The organism is Shouchella tritolerans, from assembly GCF_025770735.1.
Taxonomy (GTDB): domain Bacteria; phylum Bacillota; class Bacilli; order Bacillales; family Bacillaceae_D; genus Shouchella; species Shouchella tritolerans.
In genome coordinates this window covers 1,014,137-1,035,071 of the sequence record NZ_JAODPB010000001.1, presented here as the reverse complement: position 1 = coordinate 1,035,071, position 20,935 = coordinate 1,014,137, and the positions used below count along the sequence as shown (strand labels likewise).

Below are 20,935 nucleotides of genomic sequence, written 5' to 3'. Positions count from 1 at the left end.
TTTTTGGTGATTCATCACCTGTTGGCAACATTTTCAGTCTCTTAAAATAAAGATTCGCCTAACCTAAAGCCTGTTTGCATCTCGGATGCTTTGCTCGTATTCATGACTACTTTATGATCTTTTTTTATTGCAAATACAATAAAATTCGAGTAAAATGAACATATTAATTTTGTTGCATTTACAACAAAATAACGTTAAGGAGTTTTAATGATGAAGGAAATTCTCCGTGAGATTGGAATGATAGCAAGGGCATTAGATTCGATCAGCAACATCGAGTTTAAAGAATATGACCTTACAAAAGGACAGTACTTATACCTTGTGAGGATCTGTGAACAACCAGGCATCATTCAAGAAAAACTAGCCGAGATGATAAAAGTAGATCGTACAACTGCAGCTCGGGCGATAAAGAAACTGGAAAAGAACGGTTTTATTGAAAAGAAGGAAGATGCACATAACAAAAAAATTAAAAAACTCTTTCCAACACAGAAAGGGGAGCGTGTTTATCCTTTTATAAGAAAAGAAAATGATTATTCCAATACCGTTGCCTTAGCAGGATTTTCTGAAAGTGAAGCAGATACCATTTTTCATCTGCTGCAAAGAGTCAGAAAAAATGTAGAAAAGGATTGGGAGTTTGTAAAAAAGGGCAACAAGAGACATTATTGATTTATAAAGGGTGGACAAATAAATTGACTATCACGATTAAAAAGTGCACATTAGCTGATTTGCAATTACTTCAAGACATTAGTTATGAAACATACAATGAGACATTTAAGGATTATAATACACCCGAAAATATGAATGCCTATTTGAGAAAAGCATTTAACGAAAAACAGTTAGAAAAAGAGTTAGCCAACCGTTCCTCGCATTTCTTTTTTGTTTACTTTAACAAGGACGTTGCTGGATATTTAAAGGTTAATATGAATGATGCCCAGTCTGAAGACATGGGAGCTGAATCACTTGAAATCCAAAGGATCTATATAAAGACCAACTACCAAAAGCTTGGACTTGGTAAATATTTGTTAAATCAAGCGATCGAAATGGCAATCGAACGGAAGAAGAAGAACATCTGGCTAGGCGTATGGGAAAAGAATCACAATGCTCTTTCTTTTTATAAGAAAATGGGGTTTGTGCAAACAGGAGCACACTCATTTTACATGGGAGATGACGAACAAGTCGATTTCATCATGAGCAAGACACTGACGGACTAAATAGCCTTGTGATCGATCCCCCCTAAGCATGAGACGATTGTATCGAGAAAGATAGCTTTCTTAATGAGAACAGTACATCACTGATCTTCTAGTAACATAAAATAAATATTGTCATTTACACGTTTGAATCAACGATGGATGAAACCAGCAAATGCTTGCAGTTTGACAAACCAAGTACGGCAAATATCAGGGCTAAAAGCAGGCGTCAAGTTCTCTCGCTCTAGTATGCTTGCGGCTTCAAAACGGACTGAATCGTGAGGATTCAGTCCGTTTCGCTTGGCTACCTCAAATAAGAAAACTCTCCTTTCAAGCTATTGTTTTTATTATTCTAGATAGCTTAAATCAACCAATCCATCCATATCAGTTGAACTCATATTGCCTGCCTCATGGGCGATATCGGCCATCTCTTGCAATACTTGTTCATTGACGTCAACGGTTGGGAATAACCGCTCCATTGATTGCTCTATTTCTGCTATGTTCAGCTCGTTCCCCGTTTCTTCCTTGATATGGCTGACAAAAATGCCGGCTGCTTCTTGAGGTTGCTCTTGGACAAACTGAACCGCTTTTTTGTGTGCGCGCAAATAGGCCCGTGCTAACTCCTCATTGACATCGAGAAAGTCATGCGTCGCTACAACAACCGTGTTGGTAGATTCCTCTCCCCACGCAAACGCATTAGCGTCCAACAAAAAGCGAGCCCCTGTTTGTTCCTCCAAATAGCTGCCCCACGGTTCCTGGGTCGCTGCCGCTGCCACGTCCCCTTGGTTAAACAACGTCGACGTATCCGCCGGCGCTTGTGGAATGAGTTCTACCTCCTCGGCATTAACGCCTGCATCAGCTAATGCTTTACGGAGCATGACATCCTGCGTCGAACCTAATGTCGGCACTGCTACCCGTTCCCCAGCTAAATCAGCAACTGTCTCCACTTCCGTATCCTCACGAACCATTAATACAGCACCGCCATTGACTGCACCAGCAATAATCGAATGGGCAGGATTGGACGTATACGTATTCATTGCTGGTCCTGGCCCGACTGTGCCGATATCAATCTCATTTGTCGACATTGCCTCCATAAAAGCGCTGCCGTCTGGAACAGTCCTTGTTTGAATCGTCGTCTCCTCGCCAAATTCTTCATCAAAATAGCCATTTTCCAACGCAATAATGGTGGCAATATGGGTGAGATTCGGAAAATAACCAATCCGAACTTCCCCTTCTGTTGCGCCTTGGCCGCATCCTGCTAAGGCAAGCGCTGCCACGCAGGCAAACGCGCCTGCTTTTATAATTCCTTTCATTCCACTCTCCCCTTCTTTATCGTATGTACTTTGTTTATAGACTTGGCTTCAAGCCCCACTTTTTTTGAACAGATCGTTCAGCGCGTAAAAACACGAGATTATCCATTAACGTGCCAATGATGCCGATGATGATCATCACTGACAAGACAAGATCCATTTGCTGGAGCGAGCGCCCCATATTAAGCAAATACCCTAAACCGCCTGAACCACCTAGCAGTTCACCAGCCATAATTGCCCGCCAAGCGAAAGCCCAGGCCATCCGCAAACCAGAAATCAAGTGTGGGACAGAAGCGGGCAACACAACAGTCCGCACGAGATGAGCCCCTGATGAGCCAAGCGTCCGTGCTACATTTAAATACAGGCTAGGCACGTTTTTAAAGCCCGTGCTGGCACTAACTGTCATTGTCCAAGTTGCCCCGATCGTGACAATAAACAAGATCGATGCATTGCCCAAACCAAACCAAACAATCGCAAGTGGAAACCAAACAATGCTTGGAATCGACTGCAACGCCGTCACCAAAAAGCCGAGTGTGTCGTCTACCCATTTGTAACGGGCAATCAAATAACCGAACAAAAGGCCAAGAGAAATCGCAATTGCAAAACCGATCAACAGCCGTCCGAGCGTGAGGCCCGTTGCTGTTAACAGGCGCCCGTCCACAATACCATTTATAAGTGTTCCTACTACGGTAACGCCGCCTGAATCATTTGGCAGAATCAAAGGAGGGAAAAGGAAGGTTGGAAATAAGCCGCTTTTAGATATGATCTCCCATATAGCTATGATCGCCGCGACGAATACGGTCCGTCTTATAGCTGTAACCATCTCCAAACTCCTCCTTTAACACTTTTTCCATCTCGTCTTCAAGTTCTTTCATGATTCTTCTTTCCAAATCCACTAGGTAACTATCTGCTGGGTCACGAGGCAACGCCGCTTGAACGATAAACTCTTTTTTGATACGCCCAGGTCTTGTTCCCATTAACACAATTCGATTGGAAAGCATGACAGCTTCGCGGATATTATGAGTAATGAATAAAATCGTTTTGCCTGTCTCTGCCCATATTTCCAACAGTTCTTTATGGAGGACCATTCTCGTTTGCTCATCAAGAGCGGCAAAAGGTTCATCCATGAGCAAAATATCAGGATCCATCACAAGCGCCCGTGCAATCGCGACACGTTGCTTCATTCCTCCAGATAGCTCATGGGGATAAGCAGTGGAAAAGTTGCCCAGATGAACCATTTTCAAACCTTCACGTGCCTTTTCTGCACTTTCTTGATTGGAAAAGCCTTTTAATTTTAGTCCATACGCGACATTTTCAAGCACATTCATCCATGGAAACAAACCTGCTTCTTGGAAAACAACAACACGGTCGTTGCCAGGTTTGTTTACTTGCTTCCCATTGACGAACACGTCGCCGCTCGTCGGCGAGTCAAGCCCAGCAATTAAGTTGAGAATCGTCGATTTTCCGCAGCCTGAAGGGCCGAGAAGCGAAACGAAGTCGCCTTCGTTAATCGTCATGTCAATATCATTTAAAACGTGGAGCGTATCGTTTTTGCCTTTGGCAAATGTCTTTTCCACATGGCTCATTTTTACTTGCATCGCGATCCCCCCTTTAACCTATAAAACCAAGATTATTAATAAGAATAGTAACATTTATTCATTTTAATGGAGGGAGCTTTCACCGTCAACGGTTTCATCCCCCTAAACATCGGGCGTGAACGCAAAAAAGCCTTGCTAGGAAAACCTAGCAAGGCTTTTTTATTGAACTGCTTCTGCAAGTAAATCGACGATATGTACAGCCTCCATTTTTTGTTGTAAGCCTTCGCGTTCAATGCCGAGCTTCATTTGCAGAAGGCAGCCAGGGTTCGCTGTGACAACTGTCGTTGCTTTCGTCGCTTTTGTATGTTCCATTTTTCGGTCAAGAATTTGCATCGACATTTCTGACTCAATGATGTTGTAAATACCGGCTGACCCGCAACAACTATCGGCTTTTTCCATTTCGATCAATTCAACCCCTTCAATTGCCTGGAGCAACTGCCGGGGAGCAGAAGCTGTTTTCATGACATTGCGTAAATGGCACGAGTCTTGGTATGTGATCCGCTGAGAGGCCAATTTCAGTGGCACGCGCTCATGAAAGCCGACTTCTACTAAAATTTGCGAGATGTCTTTCATCTTGGCTGTAAAATCAGCGGCACGCTCAGCGTAATCACGGTCTTTGCTAAGCAAATGGCTATAGTCTTGGAGAAAAGCGCCACAACCGCCAGCATTTGAAATAATGAAATCGGCACCGCTATCCTCAAAGGCATCAATGTTTTTGCGCGCCATTTCTTGCGCCTTTGCCTTCTCGCCGCTATGGCCGTGGAGGGCGCCGCAGCATCCTTGGCTATCTGGGACGACAATACGGCAACCAGCCTTTTGCAATAACAAAATGGTGTTTTTGTTGGTTTCGTAAAACATCGTATCCATTAAACAGCCTTTGAAAAAAGCAACTGTAGCAACCGGCGCTTGCTCTGCTTCATATACACGTTTGTGTGCCTTCCGCTCTTTACGGGGAAGGACGCTTGGCATCGCCCTCTCCATCGCCTGCATGCTCTCTGGAAACAACTTCATAAACCCTATTTTTCGGGTAATATGTTGCAGTCCGCTACGCTGGTAAAAGCCAACAAGGCTCATCGCTTTTTCCATCCGGTTTTGGTGGGGAAACAACCCTTCAAACACGGTTTTGCGCATCGTTTTGACACCGGCAGAGTGGGTGGAATGGTCTTCAAAAATATCACGGGCCTCTTCAAGCATATGGCCATAGTTCACGCCCGCAGGACAAACCGGTTCGCAAGCGCGACAGCCAAGGCATAAGTCCAAGGAGCGTTTGACTTCCTCATCTGGGGCGATCAAACCGTCATGGACTGCTTTCATCAGGGCAATGCGGCCCCGGGGCGAGTGTGCTTCTTGATAACCTGTCTCCAAGTAAGTTGGGCAGTGTGGCAAACAAAACCCGCATTGCATGCAGTTAAGGAGCTCAGTTTCGTCCATCCGTTTTGCAAAATCAGCTTGAATTGCCTGCTCCCGTACCGTCATCTCCACTTGGCTCATTGGCTCACCACCACCCGTTTTCTTGTTTCCTTCGCAAACAGCTTTGCCGGGTTCATAATATGGTGTGGATCAATCGCTTGTTTGATCGCGCGCATCAACGCAATCCCTTCCTCCCCTAGCTTCCATTCCAAATAAGGCGCTTTCATCATGCCGACGCCATGCTCACCCGTAATCGTGCCGCCAAGTTCGATCGCCTTCGCAAAAATAGCGGCAAATGCTTCCTCGACTCGGTGCATTTCCTCTTCATCACGGACATCCGTTAAGCATGTCGGGTGCAAGTTGCCATCTCCAGCATGCCCAAACGTACAAATCGTCACATTGTATTCCTTCGCAATCTCGTTAATTGCCCGGACCATATTCGCCACTTCTGAGCGGGGCACGGTTGCGTCCTCTAAAATCGTTGTCGGACGGAGCCTTGCCAGCGCAGACAATGCTGCACGGCGAGCTGCCGTCAATTCGAGCGCTTCTTCTTTTGACGATGCGACTTCAGCCGAAAGCGCTCCTTGATTCAAACAAATCTCAGCTATATGCTGAATGTCCCGTTCGACCACTTCTTTTGTTCCGTCTTGTTCAATGAGCAATACCGCTTCGGCATCAGTCGGGAGCCCGATTTTCGCAAAATCTTCCACCGCTTTTAATGTTGGCTGGTCCAGAAATTCAAGCGTAACTGGAATAATGCGGTTCGCAATAATGGAAGAAACGGACCGTGCTGCTGCTTCCATATCAGAAAACAAAGCAAGCATCGTCTGTTTCGTCTCTGGCATCGGCACAAGTTTTAGTGTCGCTTCCGTGATAACGCCAAGCGTTCCTTCCGCTCCAACAAGCAAGCGCGTTAAGTCGTAGCCGGCAACGTCTTTCGCCAATTTCCCGCCAGTCCGGATAATATCACCATTTGGCAACACCGCTTCAAGCGCCAACACATAATCCCGGGTCACGCCATATTTTAACCCACGCAAACCACCTGAGTTTTCATTAATATTGCCGCCAATTGTAGAAATTTTCATCGAACTTGGGTCAGGTGGGTAGAAAAGCTGCTTTTTTTCAACAGCCTCAATCATATCCAATGTGATGACACCTGGTTGTACGGTTACCGTCAAATTATCCTCATCGATTTCAATGATTTTGTTCATATGTTTGAACAGCAGAACAATACCGCCTTCTGTCGGCACGGTCCCTGCGCATAAATTCGTGCCTGAACCTCTTGGCACAATCGGAATCCTTTCCCGGTTGCATACTTTGACCACCTCAGCCACTTCCTCGGTCGATCGCGGCGCGACCACGGCGTCAGGAAGCGATTGAAAGTTTGGGGTGGCATCATAGGAATAGACAAGGCGACTCGCCTGAGACGTTTGCACATTGCCATTGCCGACAATCTTCTCCAATTCTTCTGTTATTGCTTGAGACAGCATGCTCTCATCCCTCTTCCTCTTTTGTTCTTAATCTCTTAAGCTTACAAAATCGGAAATCGCTTTTCTATAGGAGCTCATGCAAAATTATCCCCGTTCAAATCTGCTTTCTTTGTAGAATCCTCCAAAAACAAATGGGCCAAATAAAAAAGAACAAAATCCTCACTCTTCCGTACATCTAAACCTGTATGCTGTTTAAGCTTGTGAAAACGGTAATGGAGTGTGTTGATATGAACATGAAGCGCTTCTGCTGTGCGTTTCAACGATTGGTCGTTCTCTAAAAAAGCAGCCAATGTCCCTAAAAGCTCTTGTTCATCGCCCACTTTTTTTAAAACCCGTTCAACAAAGCGTGCTTTTGTATCAGCGGGAATTGCCTCTACACACAGTTCCAACTTCAACTCATGCTCAAATACGAAACGGTTTGTTTTTCTTGCTGCCGCTAAGGCCGCTTGCGCTTCCGTGTAACTCTTCTTAATCTCATCAGGCGGCAACGCCCTGCCGGCGCCTCCCCACCAGCTCCCGCCAATGTCCAGCGTTTCCGCCAATGTATGGACAGTCGCTTTAAGCGCAGTTTCTGGCTGCGGCGAGCATACAAGCAAAACCTTATTTCTTTCCCACGGAATGGCAATCATCCCTTTTCTTTGTTCACGCCACTGCGCCAAACCACGCCAGTGGATCGATTCATCCAATCCTGTCTCAATCAGGACAATTTGTTTTTCGGTTTGCACGTCAAGGGAATGGGCTGCAGCTTGCCGTTTTAAAGGTTCGGTCAACGCCCCTGCTTCAAGCCACTCTTGCACAAACCCTTGCAGAGCACGAGTTTGCCATTGCATTTGCTCCATCATATGGGCTTCCTGAATGAGCAATTCTGTCATCCGCCGCAACAATTCGCCGTACGGCTCCATTTGCTCAGGTTGTCCCGTTATGCCAATCACGCCTGCTACTTGCTGAAACACAACAATTGGCAAATTAAGCCCTGGCTTGACTCCTTTTAAATGGTTTGCGTCTTTGGCTGTAATGAGACGTCTACGCCGCTCGGCCATACATAGGCTGGCGCCTTCATGAAAAGTGCCGACTCGGTTCGGGTCGGTGCTGGCAATAATGTAGCCGTCTCTATTGACAATGATGAGATCTTCTTTTATCAATTGCGACGCTTCGGCTATAATTTTTTGTGCAAGCACATCCGTCAGCAAAAATCGCCGCCCCCTTTTGTCATAGTTGTCCTTACAGTTTATCACGCCCAACTGTTTTTGGCATATTTTGCAAACGCTACGGCCTATTCTGCTTAGGCAAACATTTTAATAGCCGTCAAACATGTCTTAACAATCACTGTATATACTTATAGCATGTACGCAAAAACATAGTCTTTTCTTTGCAGCCACAGTTCTATTATAACGACTATGCCAGGAGGATAATCAATGAAAACAAGACGATTTAGTAAACAAGAAAAAAGCTGGATGCTTTACGATTGGGCCAACTCGGCCTATTCGATTATCGTTACGACAGCTGTGTTTCCACTCTTTTTTAAAGCGGTTGCAACAGACTCAGGCCTTAGTGACGCTACGTCAACGGCGTATCTCGGCTACACGGTTGCGATAGCCACATTCATTTTGGCCATGCTAAGCCCGATTTTAGGGACGATTGCTGACTACCAAGGCTTGAAAAAACGCTTTTTTGTATTCTTTTTTTCACTAGGCGCTGGTTCTACCGCTTTGCTTGCGTTTGTGCCTGGCGATAACTGGCTTATTCTCCTTATCCTTTATACAGTGACGGCAGTTGGCTTTGCTGGCGCCAATGTATTCTACGACGCTTTTTTAGTCGATGTAACCGAAGAAAAACGAATGCATGATATCTCTGCGCGGGGCTATGGGCTCGGCTATATCGGCAGCTGCATCCCCTTTCTCGTCAGCATTGCTTTGATTGTATTGGCACAGTTGGAAATCATTCCACTCTCTTTTTATGCCGCAAGCAAAATCGCTTTCTTAATTACCGCCTTGTGGTGGGCTGCTTTCACGATTCCGATGCTTAAGCATGTGACGCAACGTTATTATAAAAAACGGGAAGCAAAACCGATTGCCAATAGTTTTAAACAGCTTGGCCAAACATTCGCCGAAGTGCGCCAATACAAACCGTTGTTTTTATTTTTGTTAGCCTATTTCTTTTACATTGACGGCGTAGGCACGATTATTCGCATGTCTACTGCTTACGGCAGTGATGTCGGAATTAGCGCAACCGATTTATTAATTGTCTTATTTGCCACGCAAATCGTAGCCGCGCCCTGTTCAATCCTTTACGGCAGGCTGTCACAGCGTTTTACAGGCAAGAAAATGCTTTATGCCGGCATTTGCGTCTATATCGTTGTTTGCGTGTATGCGTTTTTCTTACGGACCACGCTTGATTTTTGGATTTTGGCGATGCTAGTTGCCACTTCACAAGGAGGCATTCAAGCATTAAGCCGTTCCTATTTTGCAAAACTCGTTCCTAAACAGAAAGCAAATGAGTTTTTTGGCTTTTATAACGTGTTTGGCAAATTCGCCGCCGTGATGGGCCCATTCTTGCTCGGGCTCACGACGCAATTGACAGGCAACACCAATGCAGGTGTCTTTAGCCTGATCGTGCTGTTTTTGATTGGTTTTGCTTTACTAGCAAAAGTACCTGAACCGAAAGACGAACAGCGCCATTCATACGCCAGTTAACAACGTTTAAAAGATGAAGCATTTTGACAATCTTCCATTAGAAACCGACAAGAATAAACACGTCTTCCTCTCTTAAAACGTGTATGATTTAGCTTGAAAAGAATCGATAGAATGGAGACTTGCGATGGACGTTTGGGAATGGATGGTTGCCGCTATCCTTGGCCTAGTCGAAGGATTGACGGAATATGCGCCAGTGTCATCAACAGGGCATATGATCATTGTTGATGATTTATGGCTCAAATCAAGCGAGTTGGTCGGGTCACAAAATGCCTATGTGTTTAAAATTGTGATCCAGCTAGGATCGATCTTAGCAGTCGCGCTTCTGTTCAAGGACCGCCTCTTGCAACTGGCAGGCTTTAAAAAACAAGCAGCAACACAGAGCGAAGGACGGGGCTTGACGTTAGGAAAAGTCGCTGTTGGCTTGTTGCCAGCTGCAGTGCTTGGTTTATTATTTGAGGACAAAATGGAGTCGATTTTCCATGTCCGCACGGTCGCATTTGCTTTAATTGCTGGTGCTTTTCTAATGATTGCCGCCGATTTTATAAACAAGCGTAACGATAAAAAGAAACAGCAAGTAGACGACATTTCTTACAAACAAGCACTGGCGATTGGGCTATTCCAATGCCTTGCCCTTTGGCCAGGCTTTTCCCGTTCTGGCTCAACGATATCAGGCGGCGTCATGCTTGGCTTAACACACCGAGCAGCCGCAAACTTCACCTTTATTATGGCTATCCCGATTATGGTTGGCGCTAGTACGCTGTCACTGGTCAAGAATTGGGACGCCCTTGAGATAAGCTTGCTGCCCTTTTACGCCACCGGCTTTATTAGCGCCTTTCTCGTTTCCCTTGTTGTAGTCCGGTTCTTTTTAAAGCTGATTAACAAAATCAAGCTTGTCCCGTTCGCGCTGTACCGGATTGCCCTTGGATTGCTGCTGTTGTTTTTGTTTTCGTAGAAGTCGTAAGCAAGCGAATGCGTTTAGGCATTCGCTTGCTTTGCTTTGCCGAAAGTCAATTCACTAGGAACAGAGCAATCTACTGACTTTTGGCAGGCTTTTTTTGATCCCGTCTGTGCTTAGTCTTGTGGTGTGAAAGGTCCCATAAAAAAATGAAAGGAAGCTTTTTAACGATTTTCAAAAAAAACTGGCCAAGCAATGGCCAGTCGAGATCATTCAGTTATCAGGCTTTATACACTTTTAACAAACTCATAAAAGGCCCTCGTTTTTTATGTGTGGCTTAAAATCGCTTCAATGTGGCCGTTGATTTCAAATGATGTCGCTTGTACAGGCAAAATGAAATGGTCGCCTTTTCCAAGTGCATATTTTTTTCCGTTAACGACTAGCTCTCCCTCGCCACTGATGACGCTTACGAGTACATAAGGGGCTTGAAACGCCGCCTCCCATTTTTCCTGCACAACTGCTTTATACACTGTAAAGAATTCTGTTGCCACGAGGCGAGTGAGTGTGTGGCTAATGCTTTTTTCAAGCGTTTCAGTGTTTGCTTGGTATGGCGCGTGTGGAATCATCGCGACTTCCTGCGCCTTGTCTAAATGCAGCTCCCGCTTTTTCCCATCTGCCCCTATCCGGTCAAAGTCATATACGCGGTAAGTCGTATCTGAACTTTGCTGTGTTTCCAAAATCACACTTCCAGCGCCGAGGGCATGGATCGTTCCACTCGGCACGTGGAAAAAGTCGCCTGTTTGAATAGGGATGCGGCGAAGGAGCTCGTCCCATCTTCCCGCTTCCACCATTTCCGCAAACTCCGCTTTTGATTTTGCGGTATGGCCTAAAATCAATTCCGCCCCTTGTTCCGCTTCGACCACATACCAGCACTCAGTCTTTCCGTATGCTTCATGATCCTCCAATCGCTTTGCTTGCTCGTCATTTGGATGGACTTGCACAGATAAATCTTCTCTTGCATCCAATAGTTTCACGAGCAGCGGGAACGTTTCGCTCGTTTTGCCGCCAAATAAGTCACCATGCTGATCCCATAGCTCTGCCAACGCCTTGCCTTTTAGCGGCCCTCTTGCCACTTTGCTTTGCCCATGAGGGTGGGCCGAAATTCCCCAACATTCCCCAGTCCGCTCATAGGGCAAATCATACCCGTACGCCGCTAGCTTCTGTCCGCCCCAAATCCGTTCTAGCAAAACAGGCTCTAAAAAAATCGGTTCCGTTTTGGCATGGTCCATACATTTTCCCCTTTTCCGCCTTGATGTTATGTATCGCCCCTCTAGTATAAAACATCTTTGTAGGGAAGATAAGCCCTTGTGGATTGGCGCTAAAGGAGTGAATAGAAATGATCACCAGACGATAGCTACACAAAAAGCCAGCAGCCATGAAGAAATGGTTGCCAGCGTTGAACGGTGGAAAAGACTTATTCCATTGAAACGGTTATGTCCACATTTTCTTCTTCAATCACAAACGGTTCTTCACGAAAGGCAAAAAAGAAATTGGAATCTGGATCATAATGAAGCGGCTGCCCATCTAACGAAATCGACTCAATCTCGTGTTCGCTTAGCACTTTTCCAAACAGCACATGAACGCCATCGATTGCAAGCATCTCATACGAGAAGTCGCCATCACCAGCAAAATCCCAATCGCTGTCACTGCTCTCCCAAACATACTCATCCTCTTCTTTTTTAATTGAAACAAACAAAATCCCTGAACCTCTTCGATAAGCGCTCATCTCCTGCTTATCTGATATTTGTTCACTTTTAAGCAGTTGCCTTCTTGAAACTCATCTAACTCGTTAAGGTACGATCTCGCTTCAGCAAAGCTATTGAAATGTCTTTGCTCACAGCCGACAAGCAGTAAAAAAGCAAACACAGCGATCGACTTTGGTTTCATCGTTCCCACTCCTATGCTTTAGTGCTCCTTTGGAGTTGTACAAAAGCTTTTTTCATTTTTATATTTCTCATTTAGCTTACTACGAAGCATTTACCAACGAACAAACTTCCAGCCAACAATGTTAGCCGGAAGCCTGTTCCTATTAATCAACACACCTAAACCATTCAAGATTCGCTTAACTGCCGGAGCTCGATCCTTCTTATCTTTCCAGAAATCGTTTTTGGCAGTCCGGCTACATATTCAATTGCCCGTGGGTATTTGTATGGAGCCGTTTCACGTTTGACAAACTCTTGCAGTTCTTTTGTTAGCTTGTTTTGATCGTCCGTTGGCCGATTGAGCACGACAAACGCTTTGACAATATGGCCGCGGATTTCATCAGGGCTAGCGACAACGGCACATTCTTTGACGGCTGGATGTTTCGTTAATGCATCCTCGACTTCGAACGGCCCAATCGTATACCCTGATGAAATAATAATATCGTCACTTCGTCCTTCAAACCAAAAATAGCCTTCTTCGTCCCGATAAGCACGGTCGCCTGTTAGATAATACGAACCGCGATAAGCGGCTTTCGTCCTTTCGGGATCTTTGTAATATTCACGGAACAATGCAGGCGCGTCTTTATGGACGGCAATATCGCCAACCTCGCCAATGCCTGCCTCCTCTCCAGATTCGTTTAATATGACAACACCGTTTCCAGACGTTGGTTTGCCCATTGAACCAGGCCGTGCTTCCATGCCAATCATTGTGCCAATTAACAACGTGTTTTCGGTTTGTCCGTAGCCATCGCGCACTGTTATGCCAAATTGTTCTTGAAATGTGGCAATCACTGCTCGATTAAGGGGTTCGCCTGCTGAAACAGCATGCTTGATGCTGCTAAGTTTAAAAGAAGAAAGCGCCTCCTCTTTCGCCAACATCCGGTATTCAGTCGGCGTCGCGCAAAAAACATCAATGCCATATTCATCGATTAATTGCAGATACGTTTTTGCCTGAAAAGGGCCATCGTAAACAAAGGCAGTCGCCTGCTTGCCGACTATCGATAAAAACGGGCTCCATACCCACTTTTGCCAGCCTGGGGCCGCAGTCGCCCAAACAAGGTCTCCTGTTTCCACACCGAGCCATTCGGTTGCAGCGGTTTGCAAATGGGCAAAGGCCCAAGCTTGCGTATGGACAACAGCCTTTGGATTTCCAGTCGTGCCAGACGTATAGGGCAAAAACGCGATTTCCTCTTTATCCATTTCCCGCTCAAAGGAAACGCTTTCATTTTTCATTCGATCATCCGCATTTTCCCAGCCGCTCGGCGCTTCGCCAAACACCCACTTCGCGATTAGGCCATCGGTGCTGCCATCAGAAATTTTGTCTATTTCGGCTGTAAATCCTTTGTAAGCAAGGACGCCTTTCGCCTGCGAATGGCTAAGCCGGTAAGCCAAATCTTTCGCTCGCAACATCCCTGAACACGGAATGATGACAAAGCCGCCTTTCAAACAAGCAAGGTAAGCCGCATACGCCTCTGGTACGCGTGGAAAAAGCAACAACACCGGATCTCCTTTTTTAAGCCCGCTTCGACTTAAGGCATTCGCGAGCTGGTTCATCTTTTGAATTAAGTCGCCGTACGTCCATTCAACTTTGTCATTGGCCTCGTTTTGCCAAATAATCGCTTTTTGCGTCCTGATCGCTTCCCGTTCAAGCATAGCTGCTACGTTATAACTTTGCGGCGCTTGCAACACCTGTCCCATCTGATGACTCCCCCTTTCATTTAGCTATATCATACAGAATATTTCTTATTTTGGGTAGTTAAACAGGAAAGATCGGGTCTCGTTGCCCATTTTTTCATTTCATAAAAAATGTCTTAAAATCATTTGAATCACTTCCTATCCGTTTGCCGTTATCCTTTTCGCCGCGATTGGCATCATCGCTTTGTTTATACCGGTTGAAAAACGGATGGCAAAGGGGAAGCACAAGCGTTTAACAGGCAATTTGTAAACAAAGTAGAGCAAATTGACTTGCTACGCATAGCAGCTAGCTGTTCCCAAGCAGGCTGCTAAGTGTTGAGGTGCCTTTGTTGTTGAGATTCCTCTAGTAGTTTCTGCAAGAGCGGTGCCCTACATGAAAAAGGGATGTAAAATCAAGCACTATTCAATTATAATGGTTCTGATTCGTCGTCTTCCTTTTTGCGTCATCATTTTATCTATTAAAGGAGTGGTGGAAATTTATGAATGCCATGGACAGCCAATCCACTCAAATAAAAATGGAGTATCAGTTCACTAGTGACAGAAACAGGATTACTGATAAACAAAGAAAAGACGTTTCTGCGATTTTAGATGTCAGTGCACGCTTTAAAATTTTTATCAATGACGACCTTTACTTTGATCAAGAAGAGTTCCCCATCCTCGAGTTTTATACATACTTGTATAATTGGAAGCAGGCAATTGACCAGTCTAAAAGAGCGCTGGAATTTCATTACTATACGTTGGAGTTTGATGAATACGAGGACGGAGCGATTCTCTCTATCATTCCTTTTGGCGATAGCGCTAGACTGAAATCGATTTGGGCAGAACAAGAGCTCTATAATGTATTTGACCTAGACTACTTATTTCGAGCGTTTTTAACATTAGAGAAAGGCTTAAGGCGAGATATTGAAGCGTATTTCTCTATCAAACTAGATAAATTCATAAAACATATTCCCGCCGCTGTATTCGAATGGGACAGTTGATCGATAAACAGGCTCTTCTTATCCATTGATAGATAAAAAGAGCCTGTTTAAAGTACTTCTCTTATTCACGCTGATCCCTTTTACCGATCCATCACAAAACTCGTTTTCGACGTTTGGTCAGCGCTTAGCCAGCCAGATTCTGTTAAGCCATGGAGCCAGGCAGCTTCAATCGCGTCCGCTTCTGCTTGATCTGGCGTCTTAGTTGATAGTTCTGCCAGCAACTCGCCTTGATACGACCAGATTTCCAGATCGGCATCGATTCCGAGATATTCGCCTTCATAGGTCTTCGCCAATGCTGGCCCGTACGAAATGGAACGGCTTAATGTAGCGTCATACCAACTCGTGTCATCCCAACCGGCATATTTTTTCGGTGCTTCTTTTCTGAAAAGGGCAATCACGCTTTGTTCGTCAATCCCTTCAAAATGAATATCGTCTGTCTTTTTAAATTTCTCTTTTCTGCTAATGGAGAACGTGTCTTTGCCTTGTTTACGGTCGTTTTCAAATTTGTAATTTGACATATCGCCGTGAAACCCTCGCAACGTTGCTTCGTTTATCGCCTCGTCAACCGTCCTATTCGGAAACACTTTTTTATAAGTTAGATCGGTTTTCTTATCGCTCCCATACACACGCAACCGGTGAATGTAGCCGTTTTCGCGAAACTGTTGCTCGGGCGTATCAAAATAATAAACGTTCACGTCTTCATCGTGGACAGCACGGAAAGCCGATACGATCTCGTCTTCATTGTCAAATTGATCAACGTCGAGGTTAAACTTTACTTCATAGCCTGGAACAATCGGACTATTGGCTTGTGCGCTGCTTTCAGCAGCAAGCACGGCAACCAATGCAAGAGCGGCAACAGCCATCGTTTTTTTCATTGTCATACGCCTCCAATATGTTTTGATTGATAATGAGGAATCTGCGAAAGCAAATGGCGCAAGTCTTTCTGCCTGCTGTGAAAGAAAAGGTATTGCTTCGCTTTGACAAACTTAAGCAAATGATTCGTGTCAGCTAGATCAGGATGGGATTTATAAAAAGACTGAGCCGCCAAATCGCTAGTTGAAATCGGGACACATCCAACAACAGGCTGTTCAGAAATATAAATGCCTGGCCGTTGGTCTGCTGGCTCAAAACCAAACTGAACCCGTTCGCTTTGTAACATCTCTGTCAAAGCAGCTTGCTTAGCACTGTTGATGTTATCGCTAAACTGCAAATAAAGATGTGCGCTTTTTCGAAAAGAAGCTTCAATAAAAAAGATTCTGTCTGGAAGGTTCGTGTACAGCAAGTACATTAAGTCAAACGCTTTGCCTGAAATCGAAACGGGAATCGTATAGCGTCTAGCTGGGTCGTGCACAAAAGCAAGAATCGCTTCCATACTCTTTTCCAGTGGCATCGTGATGCCACTATGGCCCGTATCAAGCAAAGCGACGTCGTAACCCATTTTTCTAGGGTAATCCGTTACAAGCAGCGGCGATTCAAGTGACATATCGCCGGAAAAGAAAATCATGTGTTTTCCGACTTGTAATACATACCAAACGCTACCAAGCATATGGCCGCTATACCCCCATGTAAAAGACAAGTGATCGGATAGTTTCGTCCACTTCCCTCTTGAATCGCTAGGGAACGATTGGAAGCGGAGCTTGTCAACATCACTGCTTGAATACGGCGAAACATCCGCTTTCTTGCGCCAGACGCTTTTAATCGGTTCAATCTGGGCAAGGCTCGCCTCGCTCAGCCATATCTCTTTCGTAAATCCTTTTGCTGCGAGCAATGGCAAAGCGCCGACATGGTCGTTATGAACATGGGAAATAAACACAACATCAATGGCAGAAGCTAGTTGCTCAGTAATTGCAGGAAATTGTTCTGGTTTTCCATTTTTGACGCCGCAGTCAAGCAAAATCGTTTGATTGGTCGCTTCCTCTTTAAGCAAAAAACAGTTGCGGCCGTATTCGCCGACTCCCCCTAACGCCGTTACTTTAACCATGTTGCTTTACGAGCGCCTTTCGCTGCAGCCATTCGACCACATATAAAAACACGACTGTCATTAATACGGTCACCACAGCCATCGCCATCCCGAGGGAAACGTTTCCTTGTTCAAATTGGCCGTAAATAAACGTAGCGCCTGTTTGAACAGATGGTGGAAGAATTAAAAGCGAACCAACTAACTCGCGCATCGAAATAATAAACGTCATGATCCATCCGGCCAAAACACCTTGTGCGAGAAGGGGGAGCCATACTCGCACAAGAATACTCGCTGCCGTCGGCCCATAAATGGAATTGGCATGGTCAATCGATTGGTCGAGCTGTGATAATGCTGCCTTTGTGTACTGGACCGAGTAAGGCAAAAACAAAACAATGTACGTGAGAATCGGCATCCATTTCGTATTGTAGACAGTGGCTGGCAGCCAACTTGCATTCCAAAATAAAATCAAGCCAACAACAAAGACAATGCCTGGCACAATATTTGGCAACAAACTTGTCAAATCAATTAGTTTCTGCCGCTTAGAAGAAGCATTTTTAACATACAACGCCGTGAAGAAACCAAGCAGCGAGGCAATTGATGCAGCAGCAAACGCAAACCCAACGCTGTTCATAAAAGCGTGATAGCCAGATGACTGGAACGAAAACAGCTCTACGTAATGACCAAACGTAAGGTTTGACCAACTTAACCCATCGCCGCGGACATCGAGCAGTGAAGTGGCGACAATCGAGAAATACGGAATGCCGATCGATAACAGCAGAATCACGCCCGTAAACACATAAGCACTAACAGTGATAGGCCACGATTCGACTTGTCTTGTTTGCATAGACGACTTGCCAGAATGAATGCCGTATGCAAATTTCTGGCTAACAAGACTTTGCATATACCAAACAGCCATGCACACATCTAATAGCACAAATGACAACGACGTTGCTGCTGGAATATCGACAGGCCAACGGGACAAGTATTGATGGATTTCCGTTGTGAAAACAGGATAGCCAATCCGTTTTCCAAATGTCGCCGGCGTGCCGAACTCCGCTAATGTTTTAATAAAAATAAGCAATGCCGCCATTACGTAGCTGGATAAGAGCAATGGCAGAACAACGCGGATCCAGTTGCTGATTGGGTTCGCCCCATAAACGAGCGCTGCGTCTTGAAAAGAACCATTCATTCGAACAAGCGCATTTTTTAGCATCAAGTACAAAAACGGGTATAAGTGCATGCTCATAATGAAAACCATGCCTGCTATGCTAAAAAACGATGACGGGGCTGCTGTTGAAAACAGCTGCTCGTAATAGCCATTGTTTTGCATAAACAGAATCCAGCCCATTGAACCAATATAAGGAGGCGTCATAAATGGAATCGTAAAGACGAGATCTAGCCAATCGTGCTTGGCCAGCCTTGTTTTGGTTCGGATCAACGCAAGAGGAAGGGCAATGCACGTCGTTGCGGCGATTACATACAAACCTAGCAAAAACGAATGGCGCATCGTTGACAGAACTCGGCCATGTTGTAGCGTAGCCAAAAACGTATCGAGAGAAAACGAGCCATCTCGGAAAAATGTCTGTACGAATACCGCAAACAACGGCGCTGCCGCCAATGCTGCAAGCAATATGAGCAATGCGCCAAACGAAATATGTTTCCTGACAACCATTATGAATCCTCCATCATTGCTGCAACTTCGACGTAAACTCATTTAATGTATCAATTTGCTTTTCTTCCGCTCCTTCCCACGTAACTGGGAGTACAGGAATTTCACTTAGCGAAGCGCGGTCGCTTAACGCAATCTCTTCATTGCCTGGCAGAAGATAGGCATCGGCGACGAGCTGCTGCGCTTTATCGGAAAGGAGAAAATCGATGTATGCTTGTGCGCCGCTGACATTGGTGGCATCGGCCAATACTCCAGCTGCACGGGGACTGATCACTGTTCCGCTTTCAGGGTAGTAAATCTCAATCGGCTCACCGCTCGCTTTCGCTTTGTACGCCATGTAATCGACCGCGGACACAACGACGTCTCTGTCTCCAGTAATGACCGCATCTAGGGATTCTTTATTCGCCCCAGCGACAAGCAAGCCATTGTCGATCCAACCTTCAATCCATTCCCATCCGTCCGCTTCTGTGCTCGTTAACCCGTACAAGAAGTCAACTGCTGAACCAGAGGAAGTCGGATCAGGCATCGTCACCCGATTGGCCCACTCAGGATCACTAAAGTCTGTCCACTGACCAGGAGGATTGTCGACTTGATTCGTGTTGTAAGCTACTCCAAGAGCCGAAGCGCTGTATCCATAATAATAATGGTCGCTATCGCTCCATTCTGGGTTCATAAGTTCGCCGTTTTGGGCTTCATAAGGCTGGAGCATCCCTTCTGATTTTAACCCTTCCATTGACGGTACTGAGGCAAGGACGACCACATCGGCAACTGGATTGTTAGACTCCGCTTCAAGCCTGGAAAGAATTTTTCCCGTTGTCCCTTGAAACATGTCGACTTGAATACCGGTCTCCTCTTCAAAAGCGGTTTTAATGTCTTCAGCCAACCCTTCAGGCCCAGCCGAATACACCGTAATGCTTTGGTTTTCATTAGAGGACGTGCTTTCAGTTGCTGTGTTCCCTTCCCCGCCTACCTCTGCTCCGCATGCACTAAGGAGAAACAGCGCAGCTCCGATGCCGGCTACTGGAGCGATTGTTGTTTTTTTCATCATGAAGAAGCCTCCTGTTTTTGGAAATAATGAATGTCGCTTTCTTGTACGTACAACGTAATAGAGGAACCCATTTCATGAGGATTTTGATCATAGAACTGCCAATGCTGGCCATTAACTTCAGCCACAATCAAATAGCGGTCTCCTGTAAATAAGCTTTTGCGGACGTGGCCTGTTTGAGCGCGTGCATGCCCTTTTGGCTGCAAAGAAATGCGCTCAGGTCTAATCATCCCCTCTTGGCTTTTCATCCAATTCGCTTTGCCGATAAAATCAGCGACATAAGCGTGTGCGGGCGATCGATAAATGTGTTCAGGTCGTCCTGTTTGAACAACATTTCCTGCTTCCATCACGATCATCATGTCTGACATGGCCATTGCCTCTGTTTGGTCATGTGTCACAAAAATCGCTTGCGCGCCAATTTTTTGGACAATCGCCAAAATCTCTTCCCGCATCTGCTCACGCAAGATCGCATCAAGGGCACTGAGCGCTTCATCGAATAAAATCAGCTTTGGATTCACCGCAATCGCCCTCGCCAATGCAACACGTTGCTGTTGCCCTCCAGATAGTTCGCCTGGCTTTTTAGTCGCTTTGTCTTCGAGCCTTACTTTTGTTAACGCTTCGTTCACTGCATCGCGCCTATCTTTCTTTGAACGTATGTTGCGTAAACCGAAGGCGATGTTGTCGTACACAGTCATATGGGGCCACAAGCCAAAGTCTTGAAATACCATGGCAATGCCTCGTTTATTCGGTTTGACATTCGTCTTCCTTGCTTTCGAGAAAATAAGGTGGTCATCGAAAAACAACTCTCCCGCCGTTGGCTCGGTCAGGCCAGCAAGCATTTTAAGCAAAGTTGTTTTTCCGCACCCTGATTGCCCAAGAATCGTCACAAACCTGTCCTCGATTGTTAAATCAAGCGGTTTTACAGCTTGGAATGATCCATATGCTTTCTCAATCCCTTTTAAGGTAATTTTCATGGAATCCTCCCCTCAACTACTGAGTATAGGAGCCGAATGTATAGACATGA

The 20,935-nt window shown here is 45.5% G+C and carries 20 protein-coding genes; 5 read left to right on the top strand and 15 right to left on the bottom strand.

The annotated features are described in order from the left end of the window. The first annotated feature begins 210 nt into the window (after nt 1-210). Together N6H06_RS04865 and N6H06_RS04860 are read left to right on the top strand one after the other, a co-directional pair. Complete coding sequence (locus N6H06_RS04865; protein ID WP_062746072.1) at nt 211-663, top strand: MarR family winged helix-turn-helix transcriptional regulator; 453 nt, start codon at nt 211-213, stop codon at nt 661-663. Between the two features lie 23 nt (nt 664-686). Beyond that, the gene (locus N6H06_RS04860; protein ID WP_062746612.1) at nt 687-1,208 is read left to right on the top strand and encodes a GNAT family N-acetyltransferase; all 522 of its coding nucleotides are present in this window, start codon (nt 687-689) and stop codon (nt 1,206-1,208) included. A 323-nt stretch (nt 1,209-1,531) separates the two neighbouring features. Here N6H06_RS04860 and N6H06_RS04855 read toward each other — a convergent pair whose 3' ends face one another. The 6 genes from N6H06_RS04855 to N6H06_RS04830 all read right to left on the bottom strand — a co-directional run bounded on the left by N6H06_RS04855 (nt 1,532) and on the right by N6H06_RS04830 (nt 8,182). Next, the gene (locus N6H06_RS04855; protein WP_263705764.1) at nt 1,532-2,497 is read right to left on the bottom strand and encodes an ABC transporter substrate-binding protein; all 966 of its coding nucleotides are present in this window, start codon (nt 2,495-2,497) and stop codon (nt 1,532-1,534) included. A gap of 34 nt (nt 2,498-2,531) precedes the next feature. Continuing rightward, a complete protein-coding gene (locus N6H06_RS04850; protein ID WP_062746068.1) occupies nt 2,532-3,317 on the bottom strand; it encodes an ABC transporter permease in 786 nt (261 codons plus the stop codon). Further along, nucleotides 3,250-4,092, bottom strand: a complete 843-nt coding sequence (locus tag N6H06_RS04845) for an ABC transporter ATP-binding protein (RefSeq protein ID WP_062746067.1) — start codon at nt 4,090-4,092, stop codon at nt 3,250-3,252. The genes N6H06_RS04850 and N6H06_RS04845 overlap by 68 nt, the downstream gene beginning before the upstream one ends. 159 nt (nt 4,093-4,251) lie before the next feature. After that, a complete protein-coding gene (locus N6H06_RS04840; protein ID WP_238583292.1) occupies nt 4,252-5,583 on the bottom strand; it encodes a (Fe-S)-binding protein in 1,332 nt (443 codons plus the stop codon). Continuing rightward, on the bottom strand, nt 5,580-6,992 hold the full coding sequence (glcD, locus tag N6H06_RS04835; RefSeq protein WP_062746065.1) for a glycolate oxidase subunit GlcD: 1,413 nt from the start codon (nt 6,990-6,992) through the stop codon (nt 5,580-5,582). The genes N6H06_RS04840 and glcD overlap by 4 nt, the downstream gene beginning before the upstream one ends. A 74-nt stretch (nt 6,993-7,066) precedes the next feature. Continuing rightward, nucleotides 7,067-8,182, bottom strand: a complete 1,116-nt coding sequence (locus N6H06_RS04830) for a CdaR family transcriptional regulator (RefSeq protein ID WP_212954228.1) — start codon at nt 8,180-8,182, stop codon at nt 7,067-7,069. A 225-nt stretch (nt 8,183-8,407) separates the two neighbouring features. Between N6H06_RS04830 and N6H06_RS04825 the strand changes: the two genes are divergently transcribed. Continuing rightward, nucleotides 8,408-9,685 (top strand): MFS transporter, encoded by a 1,278-nt coding sequence (locus N6H06_RS04825; protein WP_062746063.1) that lies wholly within the window; start codon nt 8,408-8,410, stop codon nt 9,683-9,685. Nucleotides 9,686-9,809: 124 nt separating this feature from the next. Beyond that, nucleotides 9,810-10,637: an undecaprenyl-diphosphate phosphatase gene (locus N6H06_RS04820; RefSeq protein ID WP_095253767.1), complete on the top strand. Its 828-nt coding sequence runs from the start codon at nt 9,810-9,812 to the stop codon at nt 10,635-10,637. 269 nt (nt 10,638-10,906) lie between these two features. On the opposite strand, the gene manA is transcribed toward N6H06_RS04820, so the two are convergent. The 4 genes from manA to N6H06_RS04800 all read right to left on the bottom strand — a co-directional run bounded on the left by manA (nt 10,907) and on the right by N6H06_RS04800 (nt 14,260). Next, entirely contained in the window at nt 10,907-11,869 is a 963-nt protein-coding gene (gene manA, locus N6H06_RS04815; protein ID WP_263705760.1) for a mannose-6-phosphate isomerase, class I, read from the bottom strand. A 185-nt stretch (nt 11,870-12,054) separates the two neighbouring features. Then, on the bottom strand, nt 12,055-12,336 hold the full coding sequence (locus tag N6H06_RS04810; protein WP_263705759.1) for a hypothetical protein: 282 nt from the start codon (nt 12,334-12,336) through the stop codon (nt 12,055-12,057). 26 nt (nt 12,337-12,362) lie between these two features. After that, nucleotides 12,363-12,527 (bottom strand): hypothetical protein, encoded by a 165-nt coding sequence (locus N6H06_RS04805; protein WP_212954231.1) that lies wholly within the window; start codon nt 12,525-12,527, stop codon nt 12,363-12,365. A 164-nt stretch (nt 12,528-12,691) separates the two neighbouring features. Next, on the bottom strand, nt 12,692-14,260 hold the full coding sequence (locus N6H06_RS04800; RefSeq protein ID WP_263705758.1) for an acyl-CoA synthetase: 1,569 nt from the start codon (nt 14,258-14,260) through the stop codon (nt 12,692-12,694). Between the two features lie 476 nt (nt 14,261-14,736). Between N6H06_RS04800 and N6H06_RS04795 the strand changes: the two genes are divergently transcribed. Then, nucleotides 14,737-15,237, top strand: coding sequence for a DUF7878 domain-containing protein (locus N6H06_RS04795; protein ID WP_263705757.1), 501 nt, complete (start codon nt 14,737-14,739; stop codon nt 15,235-15,237). 80 nt (nt 15,238-15,317) lie between these two features. Here N6H06_RS04795 and N6H06_RS04790 read toward each other — a convergent pair whose 3' ends face one another. The 5 genes from N6H06_RS04790 to N6H06_RS04770 are packed head-to-tail and all read right to left on the bottom strand — an operon-like array spanning nt 15,318 to nt 20,885. Further along, nucleotides 15,318-16,112, bottom strand: coding sequence for a CYTH domain-containing protein (locus N6H06_RS04790; protein ID WP_263705756.1), 795 nt, complete (start codon nt 16,110-16,112; stop codon nt 15,318-15,320). Nucleotides 16,113-16,114: 2 nt separating this feature from the next. Beyond that, nucleotides 16,115-17,218 carry an MBL fold metallo-hydrolase gene (locus N6H06_RS04785; protein ID WP_263705755.1) on the bottom strand — a complete coding sequence of 368 codons (1,104 nt, stop codon included), beginning with the start codon at nt 17,216-17,218 and terminating at the stop codon, nt 16,115-16,117. Further along, nucleotides 17,211-18,869 carry an ABC transporter permease gene (locus N6H06_RS04780; RefSeq protein ID WP_263705754.1) on the bottom strand — a complete coding sequence of 553 codons (1,659 nt, stop codon included), beginning with the start codon at nt 18,867-18,869 and terminating at the stop codon, nt 17,211-17,213. The genes N6H06_RS04785 and N6H06_RS04780 overlap by 8 nt, the downstream gene beginning before the upstream one ends. Nucleotides 18,870-18,882: 13 nt before the next feature. Continuing rightward, complete coding sequence (locus N6H06_RS04775; protein ID WP_062746609.1) at nt 18,883-19,911, bottom strand: ABC transporter substrate-binding protein; 1,029 nt, start codon at nt 19,909-19,911, stop codon at nt 18,883-18,885. After that, nucleotides 19,911-20,885, bottom strand: a complete 975-nt coding sequence (locus tag N6H06_RS04770) for an ABC transporter ATP-binding protein (protein ID WP_263705752.1) — start codon at nt 20,883-20,885, stop codon at nt 19,911-19,913. Before N6H06_RS04770 ends, N6H06_RS04775 begins: the two co-directional genes overlap by 1 nt. Nucleotides 20,886-20,935 lie beyond the last annotated feature (50 nt).

Coding starts and splice junctions, on each gene's coding strand:
- N6H06_RS04865 (WP_062746072.1), top strand. CDS start 211: ATGAAGGAAATTCTCCGTGAGATTGGAATGATAGCAAGGGCATTAGAT.
- N6H06_RS04855 (WP_263705764.1), bottom strand. CDS start 2,497: ATGAAAGGAATTATAAAAGCAGGCGCGTTTGCCTGCGTGGCAGCGCTT.
- N6H06_RS04850 (WP_062746068.1), bottom strand. CDS start 3,317: ATGGTTACAGCTATAAGACGGACCGTATTCGTCGCGGCGATCATAGCT.
- N6H06_RS04845 (WP_062746067.1), bottom strand. CDS start 4,092: ATGCAAGTAAAAATGAGCCATGTGGAAAAGACATTTGCCAAAGGCAAA.
- N6H06_RS04840 (WP_238583292.1), bottom strand. CDS start 5,583: ATGAGCCAAGTGGAGATGACGGTACGGGAGCAGGCAATTCAAGCTGAT.
- glcD (WP_062746065.1), bottom strand. CDS start 6,992: ATGCTGTCTCAAGCAATAACAGAAGAATTGGAGAAGATTGTCGGCAAT.
- N6H06_RS04825 (WP_062746063.1), top strand. CDS start 8,408: ATGAAAACAAGACGATTTAGTAAACAAGAAAAAAGCTGGATGCTTTAC.
- N6H06_RS04820 (WP_095253767.1), top strand. CDS start 9,810: ATGGACGTTTGGGAATGGATGGTTGCCGCTATCCTTGGCCTAGTCGAA.
- manA (WP_263705760.1), bottom strand. CDS start 11,869: ATGGACCATGCCAAAACGGAACCGATTTTTTTAGAGCCTGTTTTGCTA.
- N6H06_RS04805 (WP_212954231.1), bottom strand. CDS start 12,527: ATGAAACCAAAGTCGATCGCTGTGTTTGCTTTTTTACTGCTTGTCGGC.
- N6H06_RS04800 (WP_263705758.1), bottom strand. CDS start 14,260: ATGGGACAGGTGTTGCAAGCGCCGCAAAGTTATAACGTAGCAGCTATG.
- N6H06_RS04795 (WP_263705757.1), top strand. CDS start 14,737: ATGAATGCCATGGACAGCCAATCCACTCAAATAAAAATGGAGTATCAG.
- N6H06_RS04790 (WP_263705756.1), bottom strand. CDS start 16,112: ATGAAAAAAACGATGGCTGTTGCCGCTCTTGCATTGGTTGCCGTGCTT.
- N6H06_RS04785 (WP_263705755.1), bottom strand. CDS start 17,218: ATGGTTAAAGTAACGGCGTTAGGGGGAGTCGGCGAATACGGCCGCAAC.
- N6H06_RS04780 (WP_263705754.1), bottom strand. CDS start 18,869: ATGGTTGTCAGGAAACATATTTCGTTTGGCGCATTGCTCATATTGCTT.
- N6H06_RS04775 (WP_062746609.1), bottom strand. CDS start 19,911: ATGAAAAAAACAACAATCGCTCCAGTAGCCGGCATCGGAGCTGCGCTG.
- N6H06_RS04770 (WP_263705752.1), bottom strand. CDS start 20,885: ATGAAAATTACCTTAAAAGGGATTGAGAAAGCATATGGATCATTCCAA.